20 protein-coding genes and 1 pseudogene are annotated in these 23,640 nt (G+C 63.5%); 13 read left to right on the top strand and 8 right to left on the bottom strand.

Features of this window, described 5'->3' with window-relative positions; all coding sequences use genetic code 11:
• The first annotated feature begins 72 nt into the window (after positions 1 to 72).
• From JWP26_RS17280 to JWP26_RS17255, 6 genes are all read left to right on the top strand, one after another.
• Positions 73 to 2,007 (top strand): methyl-accepting chemotaxis protein, encoded by a 1,935-nt coding sequence (locus tag JWP26_RS17280; RefSeq protein WP_299730586.1) that lies wholly within the window; start codon positions 73 to 75, stop codon positions 2,005 to 2,007.
• Between the two features lie 118 nt (positions 2,008 to 2,125).
• Complete coding sequence (locus JWP26_RS17275) at positions 2,126 to 3,940, top strand: methyl-accepting chemotaxis protein (protein WP_299730583.1); 1,815 nt, start codon at positions 2,126 to 2,128, stop codon at positions 3,938 to 3,940.
• A gap of 12 nt (positions 3,941 to 3,952) precedes the next feature.
• The gene (locus JWP26_RS17270) at positions 3,953 to 4,417 is read left to right on the top strand and encodes a chemotaxis protein CheW (RefSeq protein ID WP_299730580.1); all 465 of its coding nucleotides are present in this window, start codon (positions 3,953 to 3,955) and stop codon (positions 4,415 to 4,417) included.
• A 64-nt stretch (positions 4,418 to 4,481) separates the two neighbouring features.
• Positions 4,482 to 5,366: a CheR family methyltransferase gene (locus JWP26_RS17265; RefSeq protein WP_299730577.1), complete on the top strand. Its 885-nt coding sequence runs from the start codon at positions 4,482 to 4,484 to the stop codon at positions 5,364 to 5,366.
• 8 nt (positions 5,367 to 5,374) lie between these two features.
• Complete coding sequence (locus JWP26_RS17260; RefSeq protein WP_299730574.1) at positions 5,375 to 6,514, top strand: chemotaxis response regulator protein-glutamate methylesterase; 1,140 nt, start codon at positions 5,375 to 5,377, stop codon at positions 6,512 to 6,514.
• Complete coding sequence (locus JWP26_RS17255; protein ID WP_299730571.1) at positions 6,511 to 8,274, top strand: hypothetical protein; 1,764 nt, start codon at positions 6,511 to 6,513, stop codon at positions 8,272 to 8,274. The genes JWP26_RS17260 and JWP26_RS17255 overlap by 4 nt, the downstream gene beginning before the upstream one ends.
• A gap of 27 nt (positions 8,275 to 8,301) precedes the next feature.
• Here the strand turns inward: JWP26_RS17255 and JWP26_RS17250 are convergent, their stop codons facing one another.
• Both JWP26_RS17250 and JWP26_RS17245 read right to left on the bottom strand, forming a co-directional pair.
• Entirely contained in the window at positions 8,302 to 9,339 is a 1,038-nt protein-coding gene (locus JWP26_RS17250) for an ATP-dependent DNA ligase (protein ID WP_299730569.1), read from the bottom strand.
• Between the two features lie 126 nt (positions 9,340 to 9,465).
• Positions 9,466 to 9,648, bottom strand: a complete 183-nt coding sequence (locus JWP26_RS17245; RefSeq protein WP_299730567.1) for a hypothetical protein — start codon at positions 9,646 to 9,648, stop codon at positions 9,466 to 9,468.
• A gap of 171 nt (positions 9,649 to 9,819) precedes the next feature.
• On the opposite strand from JWP26_RS17245, the gene JWP26_RS17240 reads away from it, so the two are divergent.
• The gene (locus tag JWP26_RS17240) at positions 9,820 to 11,214 is read left to right on the top strand and encodes a M20/M25/M40 family metallo-hydrolase (RefSeq protein WP_299730564.1); all 1,395 of its coding nucleotides are present in this window, start codon (positions 9,820 to 9,822) and stop codon (positions 11,212 to 11,214) included.
• A gap of 149 nt (positions 11,215 to 11,363) precedes the next feature.
• On the opposite strand, the gene JWP26_RS17235 is transcribed toward JWP26_RS17240, so the two are convergent.
• From JWP26_RS17235 to JWP26_RS17220, 4 genes are read right to left on the bottom strand one after another with little or no spacing between them, the layout of a single operon-like run.
• Positions 11,364 to 11,720 carry a DUF1304 domain-containing protein gene (locus JWP26_RS17235; RefSeq protein WP_299730607.1) on the bottom strand — a complete coding sequence of 119 codons (357 nt, stop codon included), beginning with the start codon at positions 11,718 to 11,720 and terminating at the stop codon, positions 11,364 to 11,366.
• A 2-nt stretch (positions 11,721 to 11,722) separates the two neighbouring features.
• Entirely contained in the window at positions 11,723 to 12,211 is a 489-nt protein-coding gene (locus JWP26_RS17230; protein ID WP_299730561.1) for a hypothetical protein, read from the bottom strand.
• 60 nt (positions 12,212 to 12,271) lie between these two features.
• Complete coding sequence (locus JWP26_RS17225) at positions 12,272 to 13,156, bottom strand: carbohydrate kinase family protein (protein ID WP_299730558.1); 885 nt, start codon at positions 13,154 to 13,156, stop codon at positions 12,272 to 12,274.
• A complete protein-coding gene (locus JWP26_RS17220) occupies positions 13,153 to 14,100 on the bottom strand; it encodes a pseudouridine-5'-phosphate glycosidase (protein WP_299730555.1) in 948 nt (315 codons plus the stop codon). Before JWP26_RS17220 ends, JWP26_RS17225 begins: the two co-directional genes overlap by 4 nt.
• A 395-nt stretch (positions 14,101 to 14,495) precedes the next feature.
• On the opposite strand from JWP26_RS17220, the gene JWP26_RS17215 reads away from it, so the two are divergent.
• The 4 genes from JWP26_RS17215 to JWP26_RS17200 all read left to right on the top strand — a co-directional run bounded on the left by JWP26_RS17215 (position 14,496) and on the right by JWP26_RS17200 (position 18,876).
• Positions 14,496 to 15,587: a polyamine ABC transporter substrate-binding protein gene (locus tag JWP26_RS17215; RefSeq protein WP_299730552.1), complete on the top strand. Its 1,092-nt coding sequence runs from the start codon at positions 14,496 to 14,498 to the stop codon at positions 15,585 to 15,587.
• A 193-nt stretch (positions 15,588 to 15,780) separates the two neighbouring features.
• On the top strand, positions 15,781 to 16,923 hold the full coding sequence (locus JWP26_RS17210) for a polyamine ABC transporter ATP-binding protein (RefSeq protein ID WP_299730549.1): 1,143 nt from the start codon (positions 15,781 to 15,783) through the stop codon (positions 16,921 to 16,923).
• 181 nt (positions 16,924 to 17,104) lie between these two features.
• A complete protein-coding gene (locus tag JWP26_RS17205; RefSeq protein ID WP_299730546.1) occupies positions 17,105 to 18,067 on the top strand; it encodes an ABC transporter permease subunit in 963 nt (320 codons plus the stop codon).
• Positions 18,067 to 18,876 carry an ABC transporter permease subunit gene (locus tag JWP26_RS17200; RefSeq protein WP_299730543.1) on the top strand — a complete coding sequence of 270 codons (810 nt, stop codon included), beginning with the start codon at positions 18,067 to 18,069 and terminating at the stop codon, positions 18,874 to 18,876. Before JWP26_RS17205 ends, JWP26_RS17200 begins: the two co-directional genes overlap by 1 nt.
• 318 nt (positions 18,877 to 19,194) lie before the next feature.
• Here JWP26_RS17200 and JWP26_RS17195 read toward each other — a convergent pair whose 3' ends face one another.
• Both JWP26_RS17195 and JWP26_RS17190 read right to left on the bottom strand, forming a co-directional pair.
• The gene (locus tag JWP26_RS17195; RefSeq protein WP_299730540.1) at positions 19,195 to 19,623 is read right to left on the bottom strand and encodes an Rrf2 family transcriptional regulator; all 429 of its coding nucleotides are present in this window, start codon (positions 19,621 to 19,623) and stop codon (positions 19,195 to 19,197) included.
• An 805-nt stretch (positions 19,624 to 20,428) separates the two neighbouring features.
• Positions 20,429 to 22,177 (bottom strand): annotated as a pseudogene (locus JWP26_RS17190) (cation:proton antiporter); the annotation flags it as partial.
• A 199-nt stretch (positions 22,178 to 22,376) separates the two neighbouring features.
• On the opposite strand from JWP26_RS17190, the gene JWP26_RS17185 reads away from it, so the two are divergent.
• Both JWP26_RS17185 and JWP26_RS17180 read left to right on the top strand, forming a co-directional pair.
• Positions 22,377 to 22,709, top strand: a complete 333-nt coding sequence (locus JWP26_RS17185; RefSeq protein ID WP_299730535.1) for a nuclear transport factor 2 family protein — start codon at positions 22,377 to 22,379, stop codon at positions 22,707 to 22,709.
• A 56-nt stretch (positions 22,710 to 22,765) separates the two neighbouring features.
• A complete protein-coding gene (locus JWP26_RS17180; RefSeq protein WP_299730533.1) occupies positions 22,766 to 23,602 on the top strand; it encodes a transglutaminase family protein in 837 nt (278 codons plus the stop codon).
• The last annotated feature ends 38 nt before the right edge of the window (positions 23,603 to 23,640 follow it).

Below are 23,640 nucleotides of genomic sequence, written 5' to 3'. Positions count from 1 at the left end.
GCGGCCGTCTTCCTATATTGCCGACCTTTTTTCACTGAGGGCCGCAGAAGCGGCCCTGCTTAGGGGGTTACCGTGAGACTTACGATCAAGGCCAAACTCACCGCTGCGTTTGTAGTGGTTATCGTCCTCTCTGGAATCAGCATGTTCATCGCCCTGCAGAATCTGGGCGCATTGAACGACAGCTTCAGCGCTGCCACCGAAGGTAACGTCAAGCGCATCCAGCTCGCCTCCGAGCTGGAAGTCGCCACCCTGACGGTGGCCCGTGACGAAAAGAATTACATTCTCACCCAGGATGCCGCCGGGCTCGAAAAGCTGGCCGCCGAAATGGATGCCAAAATCGCGGAAATTGCCGCCGCGTCATCCCAGCTCAAGGACTTGTCGAGCGAACAAGGCAAGCCGCTGGTTGAGCAGTTCACTGCCGATTACAACGCCTATCTGGTCCAACACGCCGAAGTGCGCCGTCTCGGCAGCCTCAATCTGAACGCCGAGGCCTTTGCCTTGGCTTCAGGCAAGGCCGCCCAGGTGCGCGCGGCCTCGGTCACCGCTCTCGACAACATCGCCGAGCTGAACAACAAGCAATTGGCCGAAGCGGTCCAGGCCGCCGAGGACCTCTACAATTCCAGCCGCCTGCTGTTGCTCGCTCTGCTGGGTGGATCGTCCATCCTCGCCATCGGCGCGGCCCTGTGGATCATCACCGGCATCAGCCGTGGCCTGGGCAAGATCAAGACCGCTATCGATGCCGTCGCCATCGGCGATCTCGACCAGAACATCGTCATCAAGACCAATGACGAGATCAAGGACGTGGTCAACACCGTCAACACAATGACCGAAAACCTGCGCGCCTCGGCCGCCGTCGCCGATGCGATCGGCTATGGCGATCTCTCCAACAAGCCCAAGATCCTGTCCGACAAGGACACTTTGGGCAAGGCCATGGAACGCATGGTCGATGGCCTGCGCGCTTCCGCCTCCATCGCCGAACAGATCGCCGCTGGCGACCTGACCGTCACCCCCAAGCCGCTATCCGACAAGGACACGCTGGGCCTGGCTCTGTTGCGGATGGTGGAAAAGCTGCGCGAAGTCATCGCCGATGCCATCGCCTCGGCCAACAACGTCTCGGCCGGCAGCCAGGAAATGTCGGCGACCGCCGAACAGCTGAGCCAGGGCGCCACCGAGCAGGCATCGTCCACCGAAGAGGCCTCGGCCTCGATGGAACAGATGGCCGCGACCATCAAGCAGTCGGCCGACAATGCCAGCCAGACCGAAAAGATCGCCCGCCAATCGGCGGCTGATGCGCTGGCCAGCGGGGAAGCGGTGACCAATGCGGTGGCCGCCATGCAGACGATCGCCGAAAAGATCATGGTGGTGCAGGAAATCGCCCGCCAGACCGATCTGCTCGCCCTCAACGCCGCGGTGGAAGCCGCCCGCGCGGGCGAACATGGTCGCGGCTTTGCGGTCGTGGCTTCCGAGGTCCGTAAACTCGCCGAACGCAGCCAGGCTGCGGCGACCGAGATTTCCACGCTCTCCGGCACCACGGTCAAGGCGGCTCAATCGGCTGGCGATATGCTGGCCAAGCTGGTCCCCGATATTCAGCGCACGGCAGAACTTGTCGAGGAAATCTCCGCCGCCAGCCGCGAACAGAATGCCGGCGCCGCCCAGATCAATACGGCGATCCAACAGCTCGACAAGGTGACCCAGCAGAACACCAGCGCCGCCGAAGAAATGTCGGCAACGTCGGAAGAACTGGCTACCCAAGCAGAGCAGTTGCAGTCGGCGATCAGCTACTTCCGCATCGAGGACCGCCACTCCAACAAGGCCGAGGCCCCGCCCCCGGCTCGCAAGGCCTTCACCAAGTCCAAGGGCGACGTCCGCTCCGCGGTAATGGCCTCAGCACCACATATGAGCTCTCACAAGAGCTCTAGCGACACGGGCAGCGGCGGGTTCGACCTCAGCCTCGACGACGCCCATGACGACCTCGACGGCGCCTTCAGCCGCCGCGGCGCGGCCTAATCCCATCATGGGTTACCGGCATGCCCGGCGGTAACCCATTCCTTCTTCCACCCTGACCGGTCTTAACGCCTACGTCCGCCAGCATGGCGCGATGATTTCCCAGAACAGGACTGCTGAAATGCGCCTAACCATCAAGCTTAAGCTGATCTCCACTTTCGCCATGCTCATCCTTATGCTGGCGGGTATCGCCAGTTACGGCATCTACAACATGAATGCGCTGAACTCGGCCATCACGGACATCATTTATGGCCCTGCCCAGTCGCTGCAGCTGGCTCAGCAGACCAACATTCAGTTGCTGCAGATCAACCGCTCCGAAAAGAGCCTGATCATGGCCGTCGATCAGGCCGAGCGCGATCTGCAGATCGGCAAAGGCGACACGGCCCGCACCGCAATCACCAACGCTGTGGAGACCGCCCTCAAGTCCACGTCGGAAACCTACCGCCCCGATTGGGAAAAGATCGCGGATCTCGCCAACCAATACATCAAGGCTGACGACGACATCCGTAACCGGATGAAAGTCAATGATACCGCTGGCGCCACCGCCATCACCACCGGTAACGGGCGAACCATCACCAACGAACTGACCACCGCCGTGGAGGCCATGGTTATCTCGCAGCAGAACCTGCTTGCTGAGACCAATACCGCGACCGACGTGCTCTATGCCCAGTCGAGCGCGTGGATGATCGGCGCCTCCATAGTTGCCGTACTGCTCGCCATCGGCGCCGCGTTCTGGATCGCCGTGAGCATCAGCCGTGGGCTTGCCAGCGTGAAACGCGTTATCGACGCTGTCGCCATCGGCGATCTTGATCAACGCATCGACATGAAGTCGAACGACGAGATCAAGGACGTTGTCGACCAGGTCAATGTGATGACCGAGAACCTGCGCACCATGGCGGCGACCGCCGACGCCATCTCCAATGGCGATCTCACGGTCGATCCCAAGCCGCTGTCGGACAAGGACACGCTGGGCATCTCGCTCAAGCGCATGGTCGAGAAGCTGCGCGAAGTCATCTCCGACGCCATCGCTTCGGCCAACAACGTCTCGGCCGGCAGCCAGGAAATGTCGGCAACTGCCGAACAGCTGAGCCAGGGCGCGACCGAGCAAGCTTCGTCCACCGAAGAGGCTTCGGCCTCGATGGAAGAAATGACCGCCACCATCAAGCAGTCGGCCGATAACGCCAACCAGACCGAAAAGATCGCCCGCCAGTCGGCAGCCGATGCCATCGCCTCGGGTGAAGCGGTCAACAACGCCGTCGCGGCCATGCAGACCATCGCCGAAAAGATCATGGTCGTGCAGGAAATCGCTCGTCAGACCGATCTGCTTGCTCTCCACGCTGCGGTGGAAGCCGCCCGTGCCGGCGAACATGGCCGCGGCTTTGCCGTGGTCGCCTCCGAGGTTCGCAAGCTCGCCGAACGCAGCCAGGCTGCCGCCGCCGAAATCTCGACGCTCTCCGGCACCACCGTCAAGGCGGCCCAGTCGGCTGGCGCCATGCTCGCCAAGCTGGTCCCCGATATCCAGCGCACCGCTGAACTGGTGGAAGAAATCTCCGCTGGTAGCCGTGAGCAGAGTGCTGGCGCTTCCCAGATCAATACTGCCATCCAGCAGCTCGACAAGGTGACCCAGCAGAACACCAGCGCCGCCGAAGAAATGTCGGCAACGTCGGAAGAGCTGGCCTCCCAGGCCGAGCAGCTGCAGACGGCCATCTCCTACTTCCGCATCGATGGGAACCAGGTCAACCGCGCCAGGGCTCCCGCTCCGGCCGCGCGCAAGCCAGCCAAGCCCAGTATGCGCGATGCCGTCATGGCCGGCGCTCCCCATATGAGCGCGCGCAAGCCGGCTGCGGCCGATAACGACGGCGGCGGTTTTAACCTGTCGCTCGATGACGCCCACGACGAACTCGACGGTGCTTTCTCGCGCCGCGGCGCAGCGTAAAGGCAGGACAAGATGGCAGAGAACCAGCAATACGTAACGCTCGGGGTCGCGGAAGAAATCTTCGCCGCCCCCGTCGAAAAGGTGCAGGAAATCCTGGACATGCGCCCGATCGCGCGCCTGCCCCAGGCTCCCGCCAACCTGCTCGGCATGATCGATGTCCGCGGCCAGGGCATTCCGGTGCTCGACCTGCGCCTGACGCTCGACATGGAGCCCAGGGACGACACCGAGAACACCCGCATCGTGGTGCTGTCGATTGACGGCGCTGATGGCGAGCGTCGGCTTGGCCTCCGAACCGACCGGGTCTTCGAGGTGACGATCCTCGACGACGACGAGCTCGATCCGCCACCCTCGATCAGCGGCGCCTGGAACGGGCGCTGCATTGCCGGCATCGGTCGACGCAACGGTAAGTTCGTTACCGTGCTCGATCTCGACATCCTGCTGGGCGCCTCTGCGGCGCCCGTGACGCAGGCTGCCTGAACCCTTCCGGCACGTCGCCCCGCAGAAGCGGGATCCGACGTGCCGCCACCGGCCGGAGTTTATTGTGTCCCTTCCCGCTCGTACCGCCGCCGCTATCCGCATCGACGACGAAGACGATCACCTCACCGCGCTCGACTACAAGCGCATCGCCACCCTGATCGGCGATGAGGTCGGCATCAAGCTGCCGCCCGCCAAGCGCCTGATGGTGGAAGGCCGCCTGCGCAAGCGCATCCGCGTCCTGGGTCTCGACAGCTTCGACGCCTATTGCGCCTACTTGTTCAAGAAGGATGGCCTCGTCGCCGAGCGCCCCTTCCTGATCAATGCGGTGACCACCAACAAGACCGATTTCTTCCGCGAGCCCGAGCATTTCGACTGCCTCGAACAGCGAATGGTGCCCGCTTTGCTGGAATTGCGCCGCGGCGAGCGCCAGCCCATGCTCAAAATCTGGAGCGCTGCCAGCTCCACCGGCGCCGAGGCCTATACGCTGGCCATGGTGCTGGCCGATCTGGCCCAGCAGCGTGCCGACTTCCGCTTCTCCATCCTGGGCACCGATATCTCGACCGCCGTGTTGGAGCAGGGCCAGCGCGCCGTCTATCCGGCCGAAATGATCAGCCCTGTGCCGCAGGCCAAGCAGTCGCGCTACCTGATGTTCGCCCGCAAGGCCGGCACCCGCTCCGAAGTGCGCATCGTGCCCGAATTGCGCCGCCTGGTGCGCTTCGCCCGCCTCAACCTCATGGACAAGTCCTATCCCTTCGATAGCGACGTCGACATCATCTTCCTGCGCAATGTGCTGATCTATTTCGAGAAGGCCGATCAGGAAGCCGTGATCCTCAAGTTGATCAAACATTTACGCCCCGGGGGGTATCTGGTCCTTGGCCATTCCGAATCCATGATCGGGACCAGCATTACCATGCGCCAGGTCGCGCCCGCCGTTTTCCAGAAGCCGTGAGCGCGCCCATGCCTGAAGCCAACCAGCCCGGCTCCCATCGCAAGATTCGCGTTCTCATCGTCGATGACAGCGCCTCCGTGCGCATGACGCTGAGCGAGATCATCAATGGCGATCCCGATCTGGAAGTCATGGCCACCGCCGCCGATCCCTATGTGGCCGTCGAGCGCATCCGCCAGGAAGTGCCCGACGTCATGTTCCTCGATATCGAGCTGCCGCGCATGGACGGGCTGACGTTCCTGCGCAAGATCATGAGCCAACGCCCCATCCCCGTCGTCATCTGCTCCTCGCTGGCCGAAGCCGGCTCCGACACGCTGATGCAGGCGCTCGAGGCCGGCGCCGTCGACGTCGTCACCAAGCCGCGCGTCGATACCGCCGAATTCCTCAAGGAATCGCGGATGCGCATCTGCGACGCCGCCAAGGCCGCTGCCCATGCCAAGTTCCGTGGTGGCGTCCACAAGCCGGCGCCGCGCCTCACCGTCGAGGCCAAGCTTAACGCCGACGCGATCATCCCGCCCCACTCCGAGGCTCGCGCCGCCTCGCAGCGCGCCAAGATGCCGGTGACCGAACCCATCATCTGCATCGGCGCCTCCACCGGCGGCACCGAAGCCCTGCGTGAAGTGCTCGAGGCCCTGCCCGCCACCACGCCGGGCATCATCATCGTCCAGCACATGCCGGAAAAGTTCACCAACGCCTTCGCCCGCCGCCTCAACGGCATTTGCGCCATGGAGATCAAGGAAGCCGAGGACGGCGACGTGGTCCAGGCTGGCCGCGTCCTCATTGCTCCCGGCAACCTGCACATGCTGCTGCACCGCGCCGGCTCCCGCTACACCGTCAACGTCGTCGAGGGCCCGCACGTCTCGCGCCACCGCCCTTCCGTGGACGTGATGTTCCGCTCCGCATCGCAAACCGCCGGCAAAAATGCCATGGGCATCATCCTGACCGGCATGGGCGACGATGGCGCGCGCGGCCTGCTCGAAATGCGCCAGGCCGGCAGCTATACGGTCGCCCAGGACGAAGAAAGCTCCGTGGTCTTCGGCATGCCCAAGGAAGCCATCCAGCGCGGCGCCGCCGCCAAGGTGGTAGCACTGGGCCGCGTCGCCAACGAAATCACCGTCTACGCCCGCACCGCCTCAGGGATCACCAAATGACGGCCCTCGCCCGCCAGACCCAAACTGCCCTGCCCACCGCCAGCGACCTGCGGGCCCTCGTGCCCGGTATCGTCGAGCCCCGCGAACGCATCGAAACCACCTTCGTGGCGGTCGGCGATCGCCTGACCAAGGGCGCGGCCATGCTCAACCGCATCACCCGCATTTTCGAGGCCCTGCCGCAGAGTCTGGAAAGCCCCGAACTACACGAGGCTTCCGCGCGCCTCGCCGCTATCGGCACCGAATCCCAGGCCATCGCCGCCGTCTTCGCGACCGAACAGGCCGATCTCGCGCGCCTTGTCAGCGTCGTTGCCGCTGCCGACCACCCGATTTCGGACCTGCGCCGCACGGTCAAGATGATGGGCATCGTCGCCATCAATGCCCGCGTCGTGGCCGCTGGCATTGTCGGCGACGGCGATGATTTCGAGGTCTTCACCACCGACATCGCCAAGCTCAGCGAAAGCGCCAGCCGCACCATCCAGGAATTCTCCACGGTCTACCGCCAATTGACCGACGAAGTGCGCCGCGCCGCCGAACAGCGTGCCCATTTCGAGGCCGCCCATGCCGATACGTTGAGTGGCCTTGCCGCCAGCATGGACGGCAGCCTCGAGGCGGTCACCCGCCAGCGCCAGGCCTCGGTCGACGGCAGCGCCGAAACCGGCCGCGTCTCGCGCCAGATCGGCGGCCGCATCGCCAGCGCCGTCATGGCCCTGCAGGTCGGCGACGCCACCCGCCAGCGCCTCGAACATGTCGAAACCGCGCTCGAAACCCTGGCCAACCTGTTTGACGGTAACAGCGTCGCTGGCGCCAATCTGTCCTCCGAGGAGCACGACGCCGCCCTCGCCGCCATCACCAGCCTGCAAGCCGCCCAATTGGCCAGCGCCGCCGAAGCCTTCACGGGGGACGTCGCCGATGCCGCCAACGCCCTTAGCGATCTGGCGACCGACGCCCGCACCATCATGGTGCGCAGCCGCGATATCTATGGCCAGGGCAAGGCCGGCGCCCAATCCCCGCTCGCCGCCCTCAGCGACCAGCTCCGCCACGCCGCAGAGGTGTTGCGCGATTGCGAAACCGAGCGCGGCAAGCTCGAAATCGTCGCCGGTGCCGTGCAGGCCACCGTGCAATCCCTGCTCGGCCACGTAGAGGCCGTGCAGGAAATCGAGGCCAATATGCGCCTTGTCAGCCTCAACGCCGCCGTCAAATGCGCCCAGCTCGGACCGCGCGGCACCGCCCTCAATGTCATTGCCAGCCAATTGCGCGAACTCACCGGCGAAACCGTTGCCGCAGCCGAAACCGCCATGAGTGGCCTCCACGAAGCCGCGGGGCTGGCCCAGTCTTTCGGCGCCGCTGCCTCTGGCGACGCCGCCGGGCAGGTCGGCCAACTGGAGCAGGAAGCCACCGCCGCCCTCGGCCTGCTCGAAACCGTCGATCAGACGCTGGCCGAAGCGCTTGGCGTGCTCAACCTCGATGGCCCCAAGGTCGTCAACCTGTTGGGCGAGGCGGCCTCCAGCTTTGCCGACCAGTCCGCCATTTCCGAAGCCATGGCCGACATGCACGTCCTCATCGTCCAATACTCGGCCGACCACATCGATCCACCGTCCGAAGCACTGGCCGCGGTGCTGTCCGCCTTGCGGACCAAATACACCATGGACGCCGAACGCCGCATCCACGAACAGCTCTTCGGCAAGGACCTCACCGCGCCACCGCCGGTTATTGCTAGCGAGGCCTCGGCCGAAGCGGACTTGGACGATCTGTTCTTTTAGCCCCGATGGCACGATTGCCGGCGCTTCCTAGCCGCCGGCAATCGTCTTCGCCACGACGCCCTCGGGCTTCCGCGCCGGCTCCAATTGCTCGAACGTGCACTGGCGCGGCGCCTTGTCCGGGCGCCAGCGATGCAGCTTGGTGCCGTGGCGGAACCGATTGCCCGTCACATGATCATACAGCACCTCGACCACCAGTTCGTGGCGCAGGCTCTCCCACTGGCTTGATCGCTCGCTCGACCACCGGCTCGGCCCGCCCGGCGCGTCGCCGGTAAAACCCGGCGGTCCCTTGAGCGCTTCCAACCGCTCGGTGATCTCCGGCTTTTCCCCCGCCGCAAGGCCGGAGGTGAACCCGACATGGTCGAGCAGCCCCTGATCATTGAACAGTCCCAGCAGCAGCGAGCCAACCAGTTTGCTGTCCGTGCCATAGCGAAACCCGCCCACCACGCAATCGGCCGAGCGAATGCGCTTGACCTTGAGCATGGCCCGCTCGCCGCTGAGATACGGCCCATCCAGTCGCTTGGCGATGACGCCATCCAGTGCCCCGCCCACCTTCTCCAGCCATTTGGCCGCCTGCTTGCGATCACGCGTGAACGGCGACAGCCGCAATCCCGGCGCCTTGGCCGCCCCCACAAACCCCTCCAGCGCCACACGGCGCACTTCCAGGCTCGACCCAGTCAGGTCGCCTTCCGCATTGGCCAGCATATCGAAAGCAATGAACAGCGCCGGCGTTTCCGCAGCAAGCTTGCGCACCCGGCTCTCGGCGGGGTGCAACCGCATCTGTAACGCATCGAACGACAACTCGCCTGCGGCCTCAATCACCAGTTCGCCGTCCAGCACGAAGTGCCCGCCGGGCAGCCCGGCGATCATCGCCACCATCTCGGGGAAATACCGCCCCAGCGGCTTGCCCGATTTGGCGAACAACGCCACCGCGTCGCCACTCCGCACGGCGATGCAGCGAAAGCCATCCCATTTCGGCTCGAACTGCCAGCCGTCATCCTCGGACAATTCATCCACGCTCCTGGCTTCCATCGGCTCGATCGGCTGCAGCGCTGCGGTCTTGGTCATGTGCGGTCTCCACTCGCTCAACGACCGGCGCCACGCAATCGGTTCCCGACCAAGAAAAAAGCCCCGGTACGAGACCGAGGCTTGAAGTTTGTGCATGGGAGGAAGGAGGTCAGGCAATAACTAGGATCAGGCGGCCATCGCCTGCCTGACATGGCCGTCGCCGGCTTTGCCCTGCAGGAATTGCGGTGTCGATATCGGCGCCGTCGCGGAGGCGGTGCGGCCGATAGTGGATGCTGGCGCGGCCTCGGTCAGGCTGCCCACGCCGGCAGCAAGCAGCAACGCCGTGATGGCTGTGGCCGAAAGATGCATGGGAAACTCCTTTGGTTCGCGTTCAGAACATCCGAACTTGCGTTAACCATAAATGGTTCCAACTGACGCCCGCTTGAGCACCCCGTTCATGTTCGATTCATCATAAATCGGCTGGACAGGCTTCCTCGCCCCGCGCCATGGTCGCGCCAAATCAAATCGGAAGTTCTACCCATGACCATCGCCCCCGCCACGCTCGACGCTGTCCTTGCCCGCGTCGATGCCGATCTCGACAACAGCCTCGAGCGCCTTAAGGCCCTGCTGCGCATCAAGTCGATCTCGACCGATCCGGCCTATGCGGCCGAGTGCCAGCGCGCCGCGCAGTTTCTGGTCGATGATCTGACCGGCCAGGGCTTTACCGCCGCCGCCCGCCCGACGCCCGGCCATCCGGTCGTCGTCGCCCACGACAATGCCACGACCGGCCCGCATGTGCTGTTCTATGGCCACTATGACGTCCAGCCCGTCGATCCGCTGAACCTGTGGCACACCGATCCGTTCGAGCCGGTGATCAAGGACGACGCCAACGGCCGCAAGATCATCGTCGGGCGCGGCTCCTCCGACGACAAGGGCCAGCTCATGACCTTCGTGGAAGCCTGCCGCGCTTGGAAAAACGTCAATGGCTCGTTGCCCGTCCGCGTCTCTCTGATGCTCGAAGGCGAGGAAGAAAGCGGCGGCAAGAACCTGCCCCCCTTCATGGCCGCCAATGCCGACGAATTGCGCGCCGATATTGCCTTGGTCTGCGACACCGACATGTGGGACCGCAAGACCCCCTCGATCACCACTATGCTACGTGGTCTCGTCGGCGAGGAAATCGAAATCACCTGCGCGTCCAAGGACCTGCATTCGGGCATGTTCGGCAATGCCGCCCGCAATCCCAATCAGGTGCTTGCCGAAATCATCGCGAGCCTGCGCGCCCCCGATGGCAGCGTTACCCTGCCGGGCTTTTACGACGACGTCGCCGAAGTCCCCGACGCCGTCAAGGCGCAGTGGCAGGGCCTCGGCTTCGATGAAAAGGCCTTCCTCGCCGAAGCGGGCCTCTCCATCCCCGCCGGCGAAACCGCCCGCTCGGTTCTGGAACAAACCTGGTCGCGCCCAACCTGCGAAATCAACGGCATGATCGGCGGCTATACGGGCGACGGCTTCAAGACCGTCATCCCCGCCAAGGCCAGCGCCAAGATTTCCTTCCGCCTCGTGTCCGGCATGGTGCCCGACAAAATCCGCGCCGCCTTCCGCAAGCACGTGCAAGATCGCATCCCCGCCGATTGCTCGGTGACCTTTAGGGAACATGGCGGCTCCCCCGCCATTACCGTCCCGTCCGACGGCATCTATCTAAAGCAGGCGCTGGCCGGCCTGACCGGCGAGTGGAACAAGGAAGCCGTGATCACCGGCTCCGGCGGCTCGATCCCCGTCGCCGGCGAGTTCAAGACCATCCTGGGCATGGACACGCTGCTGATCGGCTTCGCCCATGTCGACGACCAGATCCACAGCCCCAACGAGAAATACGACCTGGAGTCGTTCCACCGCGGCATCCGCTCCTGGGTGCGCGTCTTGGCGGCGTTTGCGGCGTAAGAGGGACGACACCACCCTTCACCTCTCCCTTCGGGGGAGAGGTAGACCCCTTTGGGTCGGGTGAGGGGGCCTTTACTGGGTGAGGAGCAAGCTCAAGACCCCCTCACCCGTCGCTGCTCGCCGACCTCTCCCCCAAGGGAGAGGTGAAGTTAAGCCAACATCACCGCGATCATCGCCACCACCGCCGGCACAGTCTGCACGAACAGGATCGACCGCTTGGCCGTCACCGCGCCGTAAAGCCCCGCCACCGCCACGCAGGCGAGGAAGAACATCTCGATCTGCCTGCCGATCTCGCGATCCGGCTGCACCAATCCCCAGATCAGGCCGGCCGCCAGGAACCCGTTATAGAGCCCCTGATTGGCCGCCAGCGTCTTGCTGGCCTCGGCTGACTCGCGCGTCTGTCCGAAGGCCTTGAGTCCCCGCGGCGTGGTCCACAGGAACATCTCCAGCACCATGATATAGAGGTGGAGCAGCGCGATCAGCCCGACCAGTATCTGCGCGATCAGGCTCACTTGGTCTTGGTCTTTCCGCTTGGCGCCGCAGCGGGAGCCGCATCCCAGCTCGCCTGCCGCGCGCTGAACTGCTCATAGGCGGCGTCCTGATCCGGCAAGGCTTCGCGCGATCCCCCGAGGCCGACCAGCTCGTCGAGGATCGGCTTCACGCTAGGGCCATCCTTTTCGCAGGTCTGCGCATTATCGAGCGCCGAGAATGCCGGCTGATAATAGTCGGCATCATAGGCATCGACGCTCAGCCTGAGGTTTTCGCGCGCCAGGATGTCGGCCGAGTCGGTCAGCAGCGACCATTCCTCCTCGGTCGCCTCAAAGCCCGGGCAATTGGAGGACACAATATTGGCCAGCACGACCTGATGCAGGAAATCCTCGGCTTCCTTGCCCTGATAGGACGACAGGTCCGGCAATTGCACATAGATCTTGCCGTCGGCCATTGCCGGGCTTGCCAGCATCAATCCAAAAAGGCTCGCGCCTATCAACTTCCGCATCGATATCTCCTCAAAACAGGTCCTAACCTAACACTGTCGATTGGGACCAAACCATGGCCCTTACGCGGGCTGCCCGCCAATCGAACGCACCGCCTTGGCCCCCGCCTCGATGGCGCGCGATAATGATTGCTCGACGCTCGCCCCATCCACATGCGCCGCCAAAAATCCCGCCGCGAACGCATCGCCGGCCCCGGTGGAATCCACCACCGTCACCACCGGCGCCTGCATGGTCAGCCTAATCCCGTGCAACCCGCCCAAAGCCGCGCCGAAGCGGCCGCGCTTGATCACCACATTGGCGTAATGCGCCCCCAGCAGCCGCATCTGCACATCCAGCTCGACCGCGCCGCACAGCGTTTCCGCCTCGTCCTGATTGGCGAAAATCCAGTCCGCTCCGGCCGTCCACTCGATGAACTTGTCGGGCCCCACTTCGAGCAAAAACCCCTCCGACGCCGGATCGACGGCCACAGCCACGCCACTGGCCTTGGCGAGGGATAAGAAGTCGCGCACCGCGGTCCTTGGTCCCGGTGCGAACAGCGAATAACCGGAGACGACCACCATACCGAGCCCGTCGAGCAGGCTCTCCGACAGATCGTCGGCACACAGGTTCAGGTTCGCCCCGCGATCGGTCAGAAAGCTCCGCTCCCCATCCGGATCAACGATGGTCACCAGCACGCCCGATGGCAATTCCTTGTCGCCGGCTAGAAACGGCACCACGCCCAGTCCGCGAAAGTAGTTTTCGTACATATGCAGCTCTTCGTCGCCAACCCGCGCCACCAGCCCCACTTCGGCCCCCATGGCGGCCAGCCACACCGCCTGGTTGGCGCCCGAGCCGCCGGGCCGGCTGCGCACCTTGGCGCGCCGGTCGCTGCCCCTAACCAATGGCCCCTCCGGCATGACGATAACATCGGTCATCACATCGCCGATGACGAGAACCTGACGGCTCATGCGCGGCGGATCGCCGGCTTGGGCTGGGTCCGCGCGGCCAGCGCCACTGCGATCTGCGCCGCCACCTTGGCGTTATTTTCCACCAGCGCGATATTGGACTTGAGCGACTTGCCTTCGGTCAATTCGAAAATGCGGTTGAGCAGGAACGGCGTCAACGCCTTGCGCGACACCCCTTCGGTATCGGCGCCGCGAATAGCCTCGGCAATGCGCGCCTCGATGCTGGCTGCGTCCAGCGCATCGGCTTCGGGGATCGGATTGGCGATCAGCACGCCCCCCATGCCCAGTTCGATCTGCAACGCCACCACCTTGGCGAGATCGGCAACATCGTCGAAGCGGTGATCCACCTTATGTCCGCTGATCCGCGCCCAGAACGCCGGGAAATCGTCCGTGCCATAACCCAGCACCGGCACCCCATTGGTCTCCAGCACTTCCAGCGTCTTGCCGATATCGAGGATCGACTTGGCCCCCGCGCAAATCACCGCCACTGGCGTGCGGCTCAGTTCCTCGAGGTCAGCCGAAATATCGAACGTGTCCTCGGCCCCGCGATGCACGCCCCCAATGCCGCCAGTAGCAAAAATGGCAATCCCCGCCAGCGCCGCGATCTGCATCGTGGTCGCCACCGTGGTGCCCGCCATGCCGCCCTGCACCAGCAGCGCCGCCACGTCGCGCCGCGACGCCTTGGCCGCCTTGCCGCCCTCCAGCGCCAGCCGCTCCAGATCGTCGCCCGAAACACCGACCGCAAAACGCCCGTCCATGATGGCGATCGTCGCCGGCACCGCGCCGTTCGCGCGCACCACGGCCTCGACATTCTTGGCCATTTCCAGGTTCTGCGGATAGGGCATGCCATGGGTGATGATTGTGGATTCCAGCGCCACAACCGGCTTGCCGGCCGCCAGGGCAGACTTCACTTCATTGCTGATCGACAGATAGGCTTTGGCGCTCATTTTTGCGCTCCGTCACTTGGGTCAAACGGCCGCCTGCTGCGGCCCTGTTGTGCCGGTTTTGCGCTTGCGGCGCGCCGCGCGTCAACCCCTGCAAAATCTTGCCACGCAATCTCTTGTCGCCCCGCAATTTTGGCTCTAGCTTGCCCCCATATTCCTCGCGCCAAGGGTTACTTCGCTGAAGACGATCATCATTGATTGCGCCCCATTGGCGGATCGATACGCGCCCGGCCCCGGGCCCATGACCAGCGACTGTCCCGATGCCCGCCGGCATCCCCTTGGTGCAACCCTGTTCGTTTTTTCAATCCTTCCCGGCCCGCAAAGATAAGCGCGTCCGGCGTCGCCCATCGCCACGCGCAAAACACCAAAAATCGACCCACTACAGGAGTGCAATCCAGATGAACAAATCGCTCGTCCTCGCCCTTGGCGCCCTGATGGTCGCGGCCCCCGCCGTGGCCCAGGAAGAAGCCGTGCTCAACGTCTATAACTGGTCAGACTACATTGCCGAGGACACCATCGCCAATTTCGAGGCGGAAACCGGCATCAAGGTCAATTACGACGTCTACGACAACAACGAGATCGTCGATGCGAAGCTCCTGGCTGGCTCATCGGGCTATGACATCGTCGTGCCCTCGGGCAATTTCCTCGAACGCCAGATCAAGGCCGACCTGATCCTGCCGCTCGATAAATCCAAGCTGCCCAACCTCGCCAATCTCGACCCCGCCGTGATGGCGACTGCTGCCAAGCAAGACCCCGATAACGCCCATGCCGTGCCTTACATGATCAACACCATCGGCTACGGCTACAATGTCGCCAAGGTCAAGGAAGCTTTGGGCGATGCTGCCCCGATCGATAGCTGGGACCTGATCTTCAAGCCCGAAAATGCCGAAAAGCTGGCCTCCTGCGGCATCAGCCTGCTCGATAGCCCGTCCGAAGTCGTCGGCATCGCACTGAACTATCTGGGGCTCGATCCCAATTCGGAGAGCGAGGACGACCTCGCCAAGGCCGAGGCACTGCTGACCTCGATCAAGCCCTATATCCGCTACTACAGCTCCAGCCAGTATATCGACGACCTGGGCAATGGCGAAACCTGCGTGGCCCTGGGCTATTCGGGCGACGTGTTCCAGGCGATCGACGCCGCTGCCAAGGCCGCAACACCCGCCGAAGTCAAATATGTCATCCCCAAGGAAGGCGCCGCGACCCTGTTCGATTTCCTAGCCATTCCCGCCGATGCGCCGCATCCGGACAATGCGATGAAGTTCATCAACTACATCCTCGAGCCCAAGGTCGTCGCCGCGATCACCGATACGGTGTTCTATGCCAACCCCAACCTCAAGGCGACCGAGTTCGTGGATGACGCGGTCAAGAACAATCCGGGCATCTATCCGCCTGCCGAAACCATCGCCAAGGCTTTCGTGCTGAGCGCGCACAATCCCGATTTTGAAGAAGTGCTGACCCGCACCTGGACCAAGATCAAGACCGGCCAGTAAGACATTTGAGGCGGGGCTTCGGCTCCGCCTTTCTTCGTCGTCCGGCACCGGATGGCGCGAATGGAAAATCGCTCTGGTGAGTCAGCTGGTGTGATTTTCGAGAACCGGAGCGGAGCGTACGTTTATGTACGTGAGCACCGGAAGCGCAGAAAATCGCGGCAGATGGCCGCCAGAGTAGAGTTTACATCGCGCCATGGCAAAGAAGCCTCAGATTGCTGCTGACACTCGGCCCTGGCGCGATCCATCGGCAAAACCGTTCGTTCGGATCAGCAACGTCACCAAGAAATTCGGTGACGTTTACGCCGTCGCGGACGTCTCTCTCGACATCTACAAGGGCGAACTGTTTTGTCTGCTCGGCGGCTCCGGATCGGGCAAATCTACTCTGCTCCGCATGCTGGCGGGCTTTGAGGAGCCTACCTCGGGCAAGATCGAAATCGACGGCCAGGATATGACCGGCGTGGCGCCCTATAACCGCCCCGTCAACATGATGTTCCAATCCTATGCGCTGTTCCCGCATATGAACGTGGAACAGAACATCGCCTATGGCCTCAAGCGCGACCACCTGCCCAAGGCCGAGATCGCCGACCGCGTCGCCGAACTGCTGTCCCTCGTCAAACTCCAGGATTACGGCAAGCGCCGCCCCGACCAGCTCTCCGGGGGCCAGCGCCAGCGCGTCGCCCTGGCTCGCTCGCTCGCCAAACGCCCCAAATTGTTGCTGCTCGACGAACCCCTCGGCGCGCTCGACAAGAAGCTGCGCGAGGAGACCCAGTTCGAGCTGGTCAAAATCCAGGAAACGCTGGGCGTCACCTTCATCGTCGTCACCCACGACCAGGAAGAGGCCATGTCGCTGGCCACCCGCATCGGCGTGATGAACTACGGCGAAATCGCCATGATCGGCGAGCCCACCGATATCTACGAATTCCCCAATTCCAAGTTCGTCGCGGGCTTCATTGGCTCGGTCAACATGGTCGAGGGCGTCGTCACCGAGGACGAGGCCGACCATGTCCGCATCCGCTCGGCGGAACTCGGCTGCGATATCTTCGTCGGTCACGGCGTCGATTGCGCCCCCAACCAGATCCTGTGGTGGGCCATCCGCCCCGAAAAGATCGCCCTCAGCCGCGAACGCCCCGAAGGCGACGCCAATGTCACCAAGGGCCTGGTCGAAGACATCGGCTACCTCGGCGACATGAGCGTCTACCAGATCCTCCTCGACAGCGGCAAACGCCTGCGCGTCACCCAGACCAACACCGTGCGTGGCAATCCCGACGCCATCACCTGGGACGAGCCGGTCTTCTGCACCTGGCACAACGACGCCGGCTCGGTGCTGACGGTATGAGCGCGAACGTCACCACACACTCGATCGGTCCCCTCCCCCTTGAGGGGAGGGCCAGGGTGGGGGGAAGCCCCCACAAGAGTGGCGTCCCAAATCTCCACCCTCTTTGCGATCTCCCCCCACCCCAACCCCTCCCCTCAAGGGGGAGGGGCTTTAGCTCCGCGCCCGCCGCCGGAGCTCGCACATGAGCTCCTTCGACATCGACAACCCCGCCCCGCCCCGCCGTCGTCCCTGGACCGGCATCGAGCGCGCTTTCGCCGCCGTTGGCCTGTCCGGCCGCGCCCTCGTCATCGCTGCGCCCGCCATCTGGCTGACCGTTTTCTTCCTCGTCCCCCTCGCCGTCGTCTTCGGCATATCTCTCGCCACCAAACAATTCGGCAAGCCGCCCTATTCCGATCTCCTCACCACCGAGGACGGCACCGTGCAGTTGACCCTGCACCTCTCCAACTATGTCCGCCTGTTCACCGACAGCCTCTATGTCGCGGCCTACCTCAACTCCATCAAGATCGCCTTCATCTCGACCATCTTCGCTTTGCTGATCGGCTTTCCGATGGCCTATTTCATCGCCCGCTCGTCCGATCGCTGGCGCAATATCCTGCTGATGCTGGTGATCCTGCCGTTCTGGACCTCGTTCCTGCTGCGCGTCTACGCGCTGACCGGCTTCATGCGCGGCAATGGCGTCATCAACCAGATCCTGGGGGTGTTCCACATTCCGCCGCTGGTGATGATGCAGACCGATTTCGCCGTCTATGTGGGCATCGTCTACACCTACCTGCCCTTCATGATCCTGCCGCTGTTCACCAATCTGGTGAAGCTCGACGGCGCGCTGCTCGAAGCCTCTGCCGATCTGGGCGGCCGCCCGATGCGGACATTCTTCTCCATCACCCTGCCGCTCTCCATGCCGGGCGTCATCGCCGGCTCGATGCTGGTCTTCATCCCGGCCATCGGCGAATTCGTCATCCCGTCTTTGCTGGGCGGGCCCGAAACGCTGATGATCGGCCGCGTGCTCTGGGATGAGTTCTTCACCAATACCAACTGGCCGCGCGCCGCCGCCGTGGCCATCGCCATGCTGGTCGTTGTCGTGGTGCCGATCATGCTGCTGCAGAAGGCGCAGGACGCCGTGCAAGACACAGCGAGGGCCAAATAATGCGCCGCGGCTGGTTCTTGCCCACAATGGCGATCCTGGGCTTCGTCTTTCTCTACGCGCCGATCATTTCGCTGGTCGTGTTCTCGTTCAACGAAAGCAAGCTGGTCACCGTCTGGTCAGGCTTTTCCACCAAGTGGTATGGCGAGCTGTTCGCCGATCCCCAAATGCTGGGCGCCGCCTGGCTGAGCCTGCGCATCGCCGCCGTCTCGGCCACCATCGCGCTGGTGCTGGGCACGCTCTGCGCCATCGCCCTGGTCCGCTTCCGCCGCTTCCGCGGCCGCACGGTGCTCTCCGGCATGGTCTCGGCGCCGCTGGTGATGCCCGACGTCATCACCGGCCTGTCGCTGCTGCTGCTGTTCGTCGGCATGGAGAGCATTCTGGGCTGGCCCGCCGGCCGCGGCATGCTCACCATTATCCTCGCCCATTCCACCTTCTGCATGGCCTATGTGTGCGTCGTGGTGCAGTCGCGCCTCGCCGATTTCGACATGAGCCTCGAAGAAGCCGCCATGGACCTCGGCGCCACGCCGGCCCGGGTCTTCTTCGACATCACCCTGCCCATCATCGCGCCCGCCCTGGTGTCCGGCTGGCTCCTCGGCTTCACCCTCTCGCTCGACGATCTGGTGATTGCCAGCTTCGTCTCCGGCCCCGGCTCGTCCACCCTGCCCATGGTGATCTTCTCCAAGGTCAAGCTCGGCGTCTCGCCCGACGTCAATGCGCTGGCCACCATCATCATCGGCATCGTCGCCCTCGGCGTCTTCGCCGCCACCATCTTCCAGCTCCGCTCGCGCCCCAAAAAGGCGCGCGCCTGAACTGAGTCGTTCACGCCACACTGTCGATCACGTAAAATATAATCCGTGTTCGTTCATAGTTAGTTCGCGTTTCGTTCATAAATGGGCCTATTTACAGGTCGGAAAAACGGGCGCATGCTTTCCTCATGTTCAACCAACGTGAAGGAGGTGATCCAATGGCTTATGAGATTACGGCGCTCGAAGAGGGTCTTGGATATAATGTGTTCGTGTCGGGGGTAAGCCTCGGCTAGAACACACTTCCTTCAGACGAGAAATCGTCAGGCACTTGAGGCCGAATACTCATGGAAGGGTCGCAGCAATGCGACCCTTTTCTTTTGCCTAGACCGGAAGATCTTCCAGCCGCAGCGAATCCGCCAGAGTTGTACTGTCGAGCACTGCCCGCGTTGCCAGCGTCACCCGCTCGAACACATGCCGGATTTCGCAGGAGCTTTCCTCGCGGCAATCCTCGCATTTGCGATAGGCAATCTTGGACAAACAGGGCAGCGGCGCGATCGGCCCATCGATCAGCCGCAGCACCTCGCCGAAGCGAATTTCCTCGGGCGCCTTGAGCAATTCATAGCCTCCGGTCCGCCCGCGCCGGCTGGCCACAAACCCGGCGCGCTTCAACTCCAGAAGAATCTGTTCGAGAAATTTCTTGGGGATCGCCTGCTCGCGCGCAATATCGCCGATCATCATCGTGGCGCCACGCTGAGCCCGCGCCAGCGATACCAGCGCGCGCAAAGCATATTTGGCCTTCTGCGAAATCATCGAAGCTCAGTGACCTTCAAATCTTGGGTTCTGGCACGACAGGCGGCACTTTGGACTCTTCGGGCTTGCTCGGCTCCGGCGCAGGCTCGGCTTCAGGCGAAACTACCGGACTACCCTCGGAGACTTCATCCTCAGCTTCGATTTCTGCCTCAGCCTCGGCCGTGATTTCGGCCTGCACCTCGCTCACCGGCTCGGCCGGAGGCACAGCCGCGAGTTCGTCGGGGGCCGCATCCGCAATCCCAGGCGCCTCCGGCACGATCACCGGGCTGCCTTCATAAATCTCGTCTTCCGCCGCCTCTTCTTCGGGCGTCTCTTCGGCAGGCAAGGCGGGCTCGGCAATCTCCTGCGGCGTCTCTGCCACGGCCGGCGTCGCCTCGACGCTTTCCAGTGTTGCAGCCTCGACGATAGTGGCCTCTTCACCGACCACCGGTTCCGTCGCCCCAACCGGCGCTGCCTCGACCGCCTTGATCACCGCCACATCCTCGAGCGGCGCAGCCGGCGCTTCGGGCGGCGGCAATTCGATGACGTTTTCGGGTGCCGCCACGGCCGCGGCTTCCGCCATTGCGGCGGGCTGCACGGCGGCAGGTTCGGCCGCATCGATCGGCTCCAGCGTCGCCACCAGTTCCACCGGCACGGGCGCCTCGGCCGCGACCGGGGGCTGGGCCGCAACCACCGCAGCGGTCGCCGCGGCCTTTTCCAGAATATTGTCCACCGGTGCCAGCTTGGGCTCCACCGGCGGCACCGGGGCCGTGTCGACGATATCCTCGGTGCGTTCGCCGCGCAGCCAGGCCAGCATGCCCAGGCCGATCTCGCGCTCGCCCATGATCACCTGGTCGGCGCCCAGGTGCCGCAGATGGTTCTCTTCGTCTTCCGAATGCGCCCGCGCCAGAATGCGGATGCCCGGATTGATCTTGCGGCCAACCTCGACCACCGTCCCGGCTTCAAAACCATTGGGGATGGCCATCATCAACACCTTGGCCTGCGCCAGGTTGGCCAGCTTCAGCACGTCGGCGCTGGCCGCGTTGCCGCTAACCACTTCGATGCCCTTGGAGCGCGCATAAGCGATGCTGTGATCGGAATCCTCGATCACCACCAGCGATGCGCCTGCATCCTTGAGGCCCTGCCCGACGACGCGACCTACCCGGCCAAAACCGACGAGGATCGTATGATCCTTCTGCCGCGTTGGCTGCGCTTCGTCCTCATGGTCCGAAACCGGCGCCTCTGCCGCGGGCGCTTCGGGCACAACCGCGCCTTCGACCGCAACGGTATTGTCGCCCGGCTCGATCCGCACTTCGGGCTCGCCGCGACGGCGCGCTACCCGCTGCTCCAGCCGCGGCTTGGCCATCTCGACGGCCCAGAACACCACGGGATTGAGCACGATGGAAATCAACGCACCGGCCAAGATCAAATCCTGCCCTTCCTTGGGCAGGATCGCCAGCGACACGCCCATACTCGCCAGGATGAACGAGAATTCACCGATCTGCGCCAGACTGGCCGAAATCGTCAGCGCCGTGGCCACCGGTCGACGGAACAGCAGCACGATCGCAAAGGCCGCCACCGACTTGCCGATGACGATGATGAACACCGTCGCCAATACCTGCAGCGGCTGGCTGACCAGAATGGAGGGGTCGAACAGCATGCCGATGGAAACGAAAAACAGCACCGCGAAAGCATCACGCAGCGGTAGGGTTTCCTGCGCTGCCCGCTGGCTCAGTTCGCTTTCCGCCAGCATCATGCCGGCAAAGAATGCGCCCAGCGCCAGCGACACGCCGAACAATAGCGAGGAACCCAGCGCCACGCCCAGCGCAATGGCCAGAACCGCCAGACGGAACAATTCGCGCGAGCCGGTATGGGCCGTGGCATGCAAGGCCCAGGGAATCGCCCGGCGTCCGACGATCAGCATGAAGCCCACAAAGGCCGCAACCTTGACCAGGGTCAGTGCAATCACGCCATAAATGCCGATCTGCATGCCCAGGATGCGCTCGACGAACGACACGAAGGGATCGTGGATGGCGCTTTCGGCATTGCCTGACAGGCTGGCAAAGGCGGGGATCAGCACCAGAGCCAGCACCATGGCGAGATCTTCGACGATCAGCCAGCCGACGGCGATGCGGCCCTTTTCAGTCTCGATCAGGCGCTTGTCCTGCAGGGCCTTAAGCAGCACCACGGTGGAGGCCACCGATAGCGCCAGGCCAAACAGGATGCCGGCGCCCAGGCCCCAGCCCAGCAGCGTCGCCAGCCCCAGTCCGAGCAGTGTGGCGAAGGCGATCTGTACCAATGCCCCGGGAATAGCCAGGGCCCGCACGCTCAACAGGTCCTTGAGCGAAAAATGCAGGCCGACGCCGAACATAAGCAGGATCACGCCTATTTCGGCAAGTTCGGCGCTCAGCGCCTGGTCGGCCACAAAGCCTGGCGTATAGGGCCCGGCCAGCATGCCGGCGAACAGATATCCCACCAAGGGGGGCATCTTGAACCGGTTCGCGATCATCCCAAATATATATGCAAGCACAAGACCCGCGACGATCATGGTGATCAGGGGGGTTTCATGCTGCATGGGGCGCCTCCGGAGTGGGTAAAAACCTGTCGAACTAAAACTCTACGGACAAGATGGGGTATCGGCCTTCCGCATGCAAGCGCATGGCGTCGGAAAATCGAGCAATCCCGCATGTTTGGCCGCAAGCCTTCACATTAGGCGATACATCAGGATAAGTTCGGCTTTGTCATGGCGTAACCAGCACGCCGGAGGATTTGCAATGGCGCACGAAAGCCTTCCACCTATCCTCATTCAGGTCCGCGATGCCATCAATGGCGGCGACACCGACGCCTTCCTGGGCTTTTTTCCCCCGTCGGGCATTGTCGAAGACTGGGGCCGCCGCTTTTCCGGCCTCACCGCCATTCGCGGCTGGAGCGACAAGGAACTGATCGGCGCCAAGGGCACCATGACCTTCGGCTCCGTCATCGAAGAGACGCCAGATCGCATTAGCCTGAACGTCGACTGGACCAGCAGCTTCTACACCGGCCCGGGCGTCTTCACCTTCGTTCTTGCCGATGGCAAAATCCGCGAGATGAAGATTTCGGGCGCCTGACCTCGGAACTTCGGCCCGTCGCCAGTGTTTAACGCCGATATGGCAGAGGAACGCCCGTGAAATTCAATGTCGGCTGTGAAATCGGCTATGAGGTCAATGACGCGGCAACGCTGATTTTCAACATCGAGGCCATGCGCGGCGGGCGGCAGTCCATTCTGCACGAAACCCTCACCATCACCCCCCAATACGAGGCCGACGAGAACACCGCCGCAGATACGGGCAACCGCTATCTCCGCCTCACCGCGCCGCAAGGCCCGGTGCAGTTGCGCTACGAGGCCGTTGTCGAGCTCGATCCGGTGCACCGGCAGCCCGATTTCATCGGCGAGGTGCCGGTGGCAAAGCTGCCGCTCGACACCATGGCGTATATCAATCCGTCGCGGTATTGCCCCTCCGACCAGCTCGCCCGCTTTGCCGGCCGCCAGTTCGGCAATATCCAGCCCGGCTTCCAGCGCGTTACCGAAATCTGCAACTGGATCAATAGCGAAGTCGACTACATGTTCGGCTCCAGCGACACCAGCACCACCGCCGCCGACACCTTCTCGACCCGCGCCGGCGTCTGCCGCGATTTTGCCCATCTGGGCATCACCTTCTGCCGCGCGCTCGGCATCCCGGCCCGCTTTGTCTCGTGCTACGCCTGGCAATTGCAGCCGCAGGATTTCCATGCCGTGTTCGAGGCTTATCTGGGCGACCGCTGGTATCTGTTCGACGCCACCCGCATGGCCGCGCTCGATGGCATGGTCCGCATCGGCTGCGGCCGCGACGCTGCCGACACGGCCTTCGCCACCATCTACGGCAACGTCAATTCCATGCCCATCCGGGTGTGGAGCGAAGCCATCGACGGCGACAAGACCGAGGAATGGACCACCGACGCGGTGAGCGTGGCGCGGGTTTAATTCTACTTTCCCCCGCGCCGCAGCGTTCGTTTGGAAAC

The sequence above is a fragment of the Devosia sp. genome, from assembly GCF_028290435.1.
Lineage (GTDB): Bacteria > Pseudomonadota > Alphaproteobacteria > Rhizobiales > Devosiaceae > Devosia.
Note: the sequence above shows the minus strand (reverse complement) of the source record. Positions and strands in the feature narration are given on the sequence as shown.

Bases quoted from the DNA above. Each gene is read 5' to 3' on its own strand.
- JWP26_RS17195 (WP_299730540.1), bottom strand. From the start codon at position 19,623: ATGATTTCGCAGAAGGCCAAATATGCTTTGCGCGCGCTGGTATCGCTG.
- JWP26_RS17270 (WP_299730580.1), top strand. From the start codon at position 3,953: ATGGCAGAGAACCAGCAATACGTAACGCTCGGGGTCGCGGAAGAAATC.
- JWP26_RS17230 (WP_299730561.1), bottom strand. From the start codon at position 12,211: ATGCGGAAGTTGATAGGCGCGAGCCTTTTTGGATTGATGCTGGCAAGC.
- JWP26_RS17240 (WP_299730564.1), top strand. From the start codon at position 9,820: ATGACCATCGCCCCCGCCACGCTCGACGCTGTCCTTGCCCGCGTCGAT.
- JWP26_RS17205 (WP_299730546.1), top strand. From the start codon at position 17,105: ATGAGCTCCTTCGACATCGACAACCCCGCCCCGCCCCGCCGTCGTCCC.
- JWP26_RS17210 (WP_299730549.1), top strand. From the start codon at position 15,781: ATGGCAAAGAAGCCTCAGATTGCTGCTGACACTCGGCCCTGGCGCGAT.
- JWP26_RS17245 (WP_299730567.1), bottom strand. From the start codon at position 9,648: ATGCATCTTTCGGCCACAGCCATCACGGCGTTGCTGCTTGCTGCCGGC.
- JWP26_RS17275 (WP_299730583.1), top strand. From the start codon at position 2,126: ATGCGCCTAACCATCAAGCTTAAGCTGATCTCCACTTTCGCCATGCTC.
- JWP26_RS17220 (WP_299730555.1), bottom strand. From the start codon at position 14,100: ATGAGCGCCAAAGCCTATCTGTCGATCAGCAATGAAGTGAAGTCTGCC.
- JWP26_RS17255 (WP_299730571.1), top strand. From the start codon at position 6,511: ATGACGGCCCTCGCCCGCCAGACCCAAACTGCCCTGCCCACCGCCAGC.
- JWP26_RS17225 (WP_299730558.1), bottom strand. From the start codon at position 13,156: ATGAGCCGTCAGGTTCTCGTCATCGGCGATGTGATGACCGATGTTATC.
- JWP26_RS17200 (WP_299730543.1), top strand. From the start codon at position 18,067: ATGCGCCGCGGCTGGTTCTTGCCCACAATGGCGATCCTGGGCTTCGTC.
- JWP26_RS17260 (WP_299730574.1), top strand. From the start codon at position 5,375: ATGCCTGAAGCCAACCAGCCCGGCTCCCATCGCAAGATTCGCGTTCTC.
- JWP26_RS17185 (WP_299730535.1), top strand. From the start codon at position 22,377: ATGGCGCACGAAAGCCTTCCACCTATCCTCATTCAGGTCCGCGATGCC.
- JWP26_RS17250 (WP_299730569.1), bottom strand. From the start codon at position 9,339: ATGACCAAGACCGCAGCGCTGCAGCCGATCGAGCCGATGGAAGCCAGG.
- JWP26_RS17215 (WP_299730552.1), top strand. From the start codon at position 14,496: ATGAACAAATCGCTCGTCCTCGCCCTTGGCGCCCTGATGGTCGCGGCC.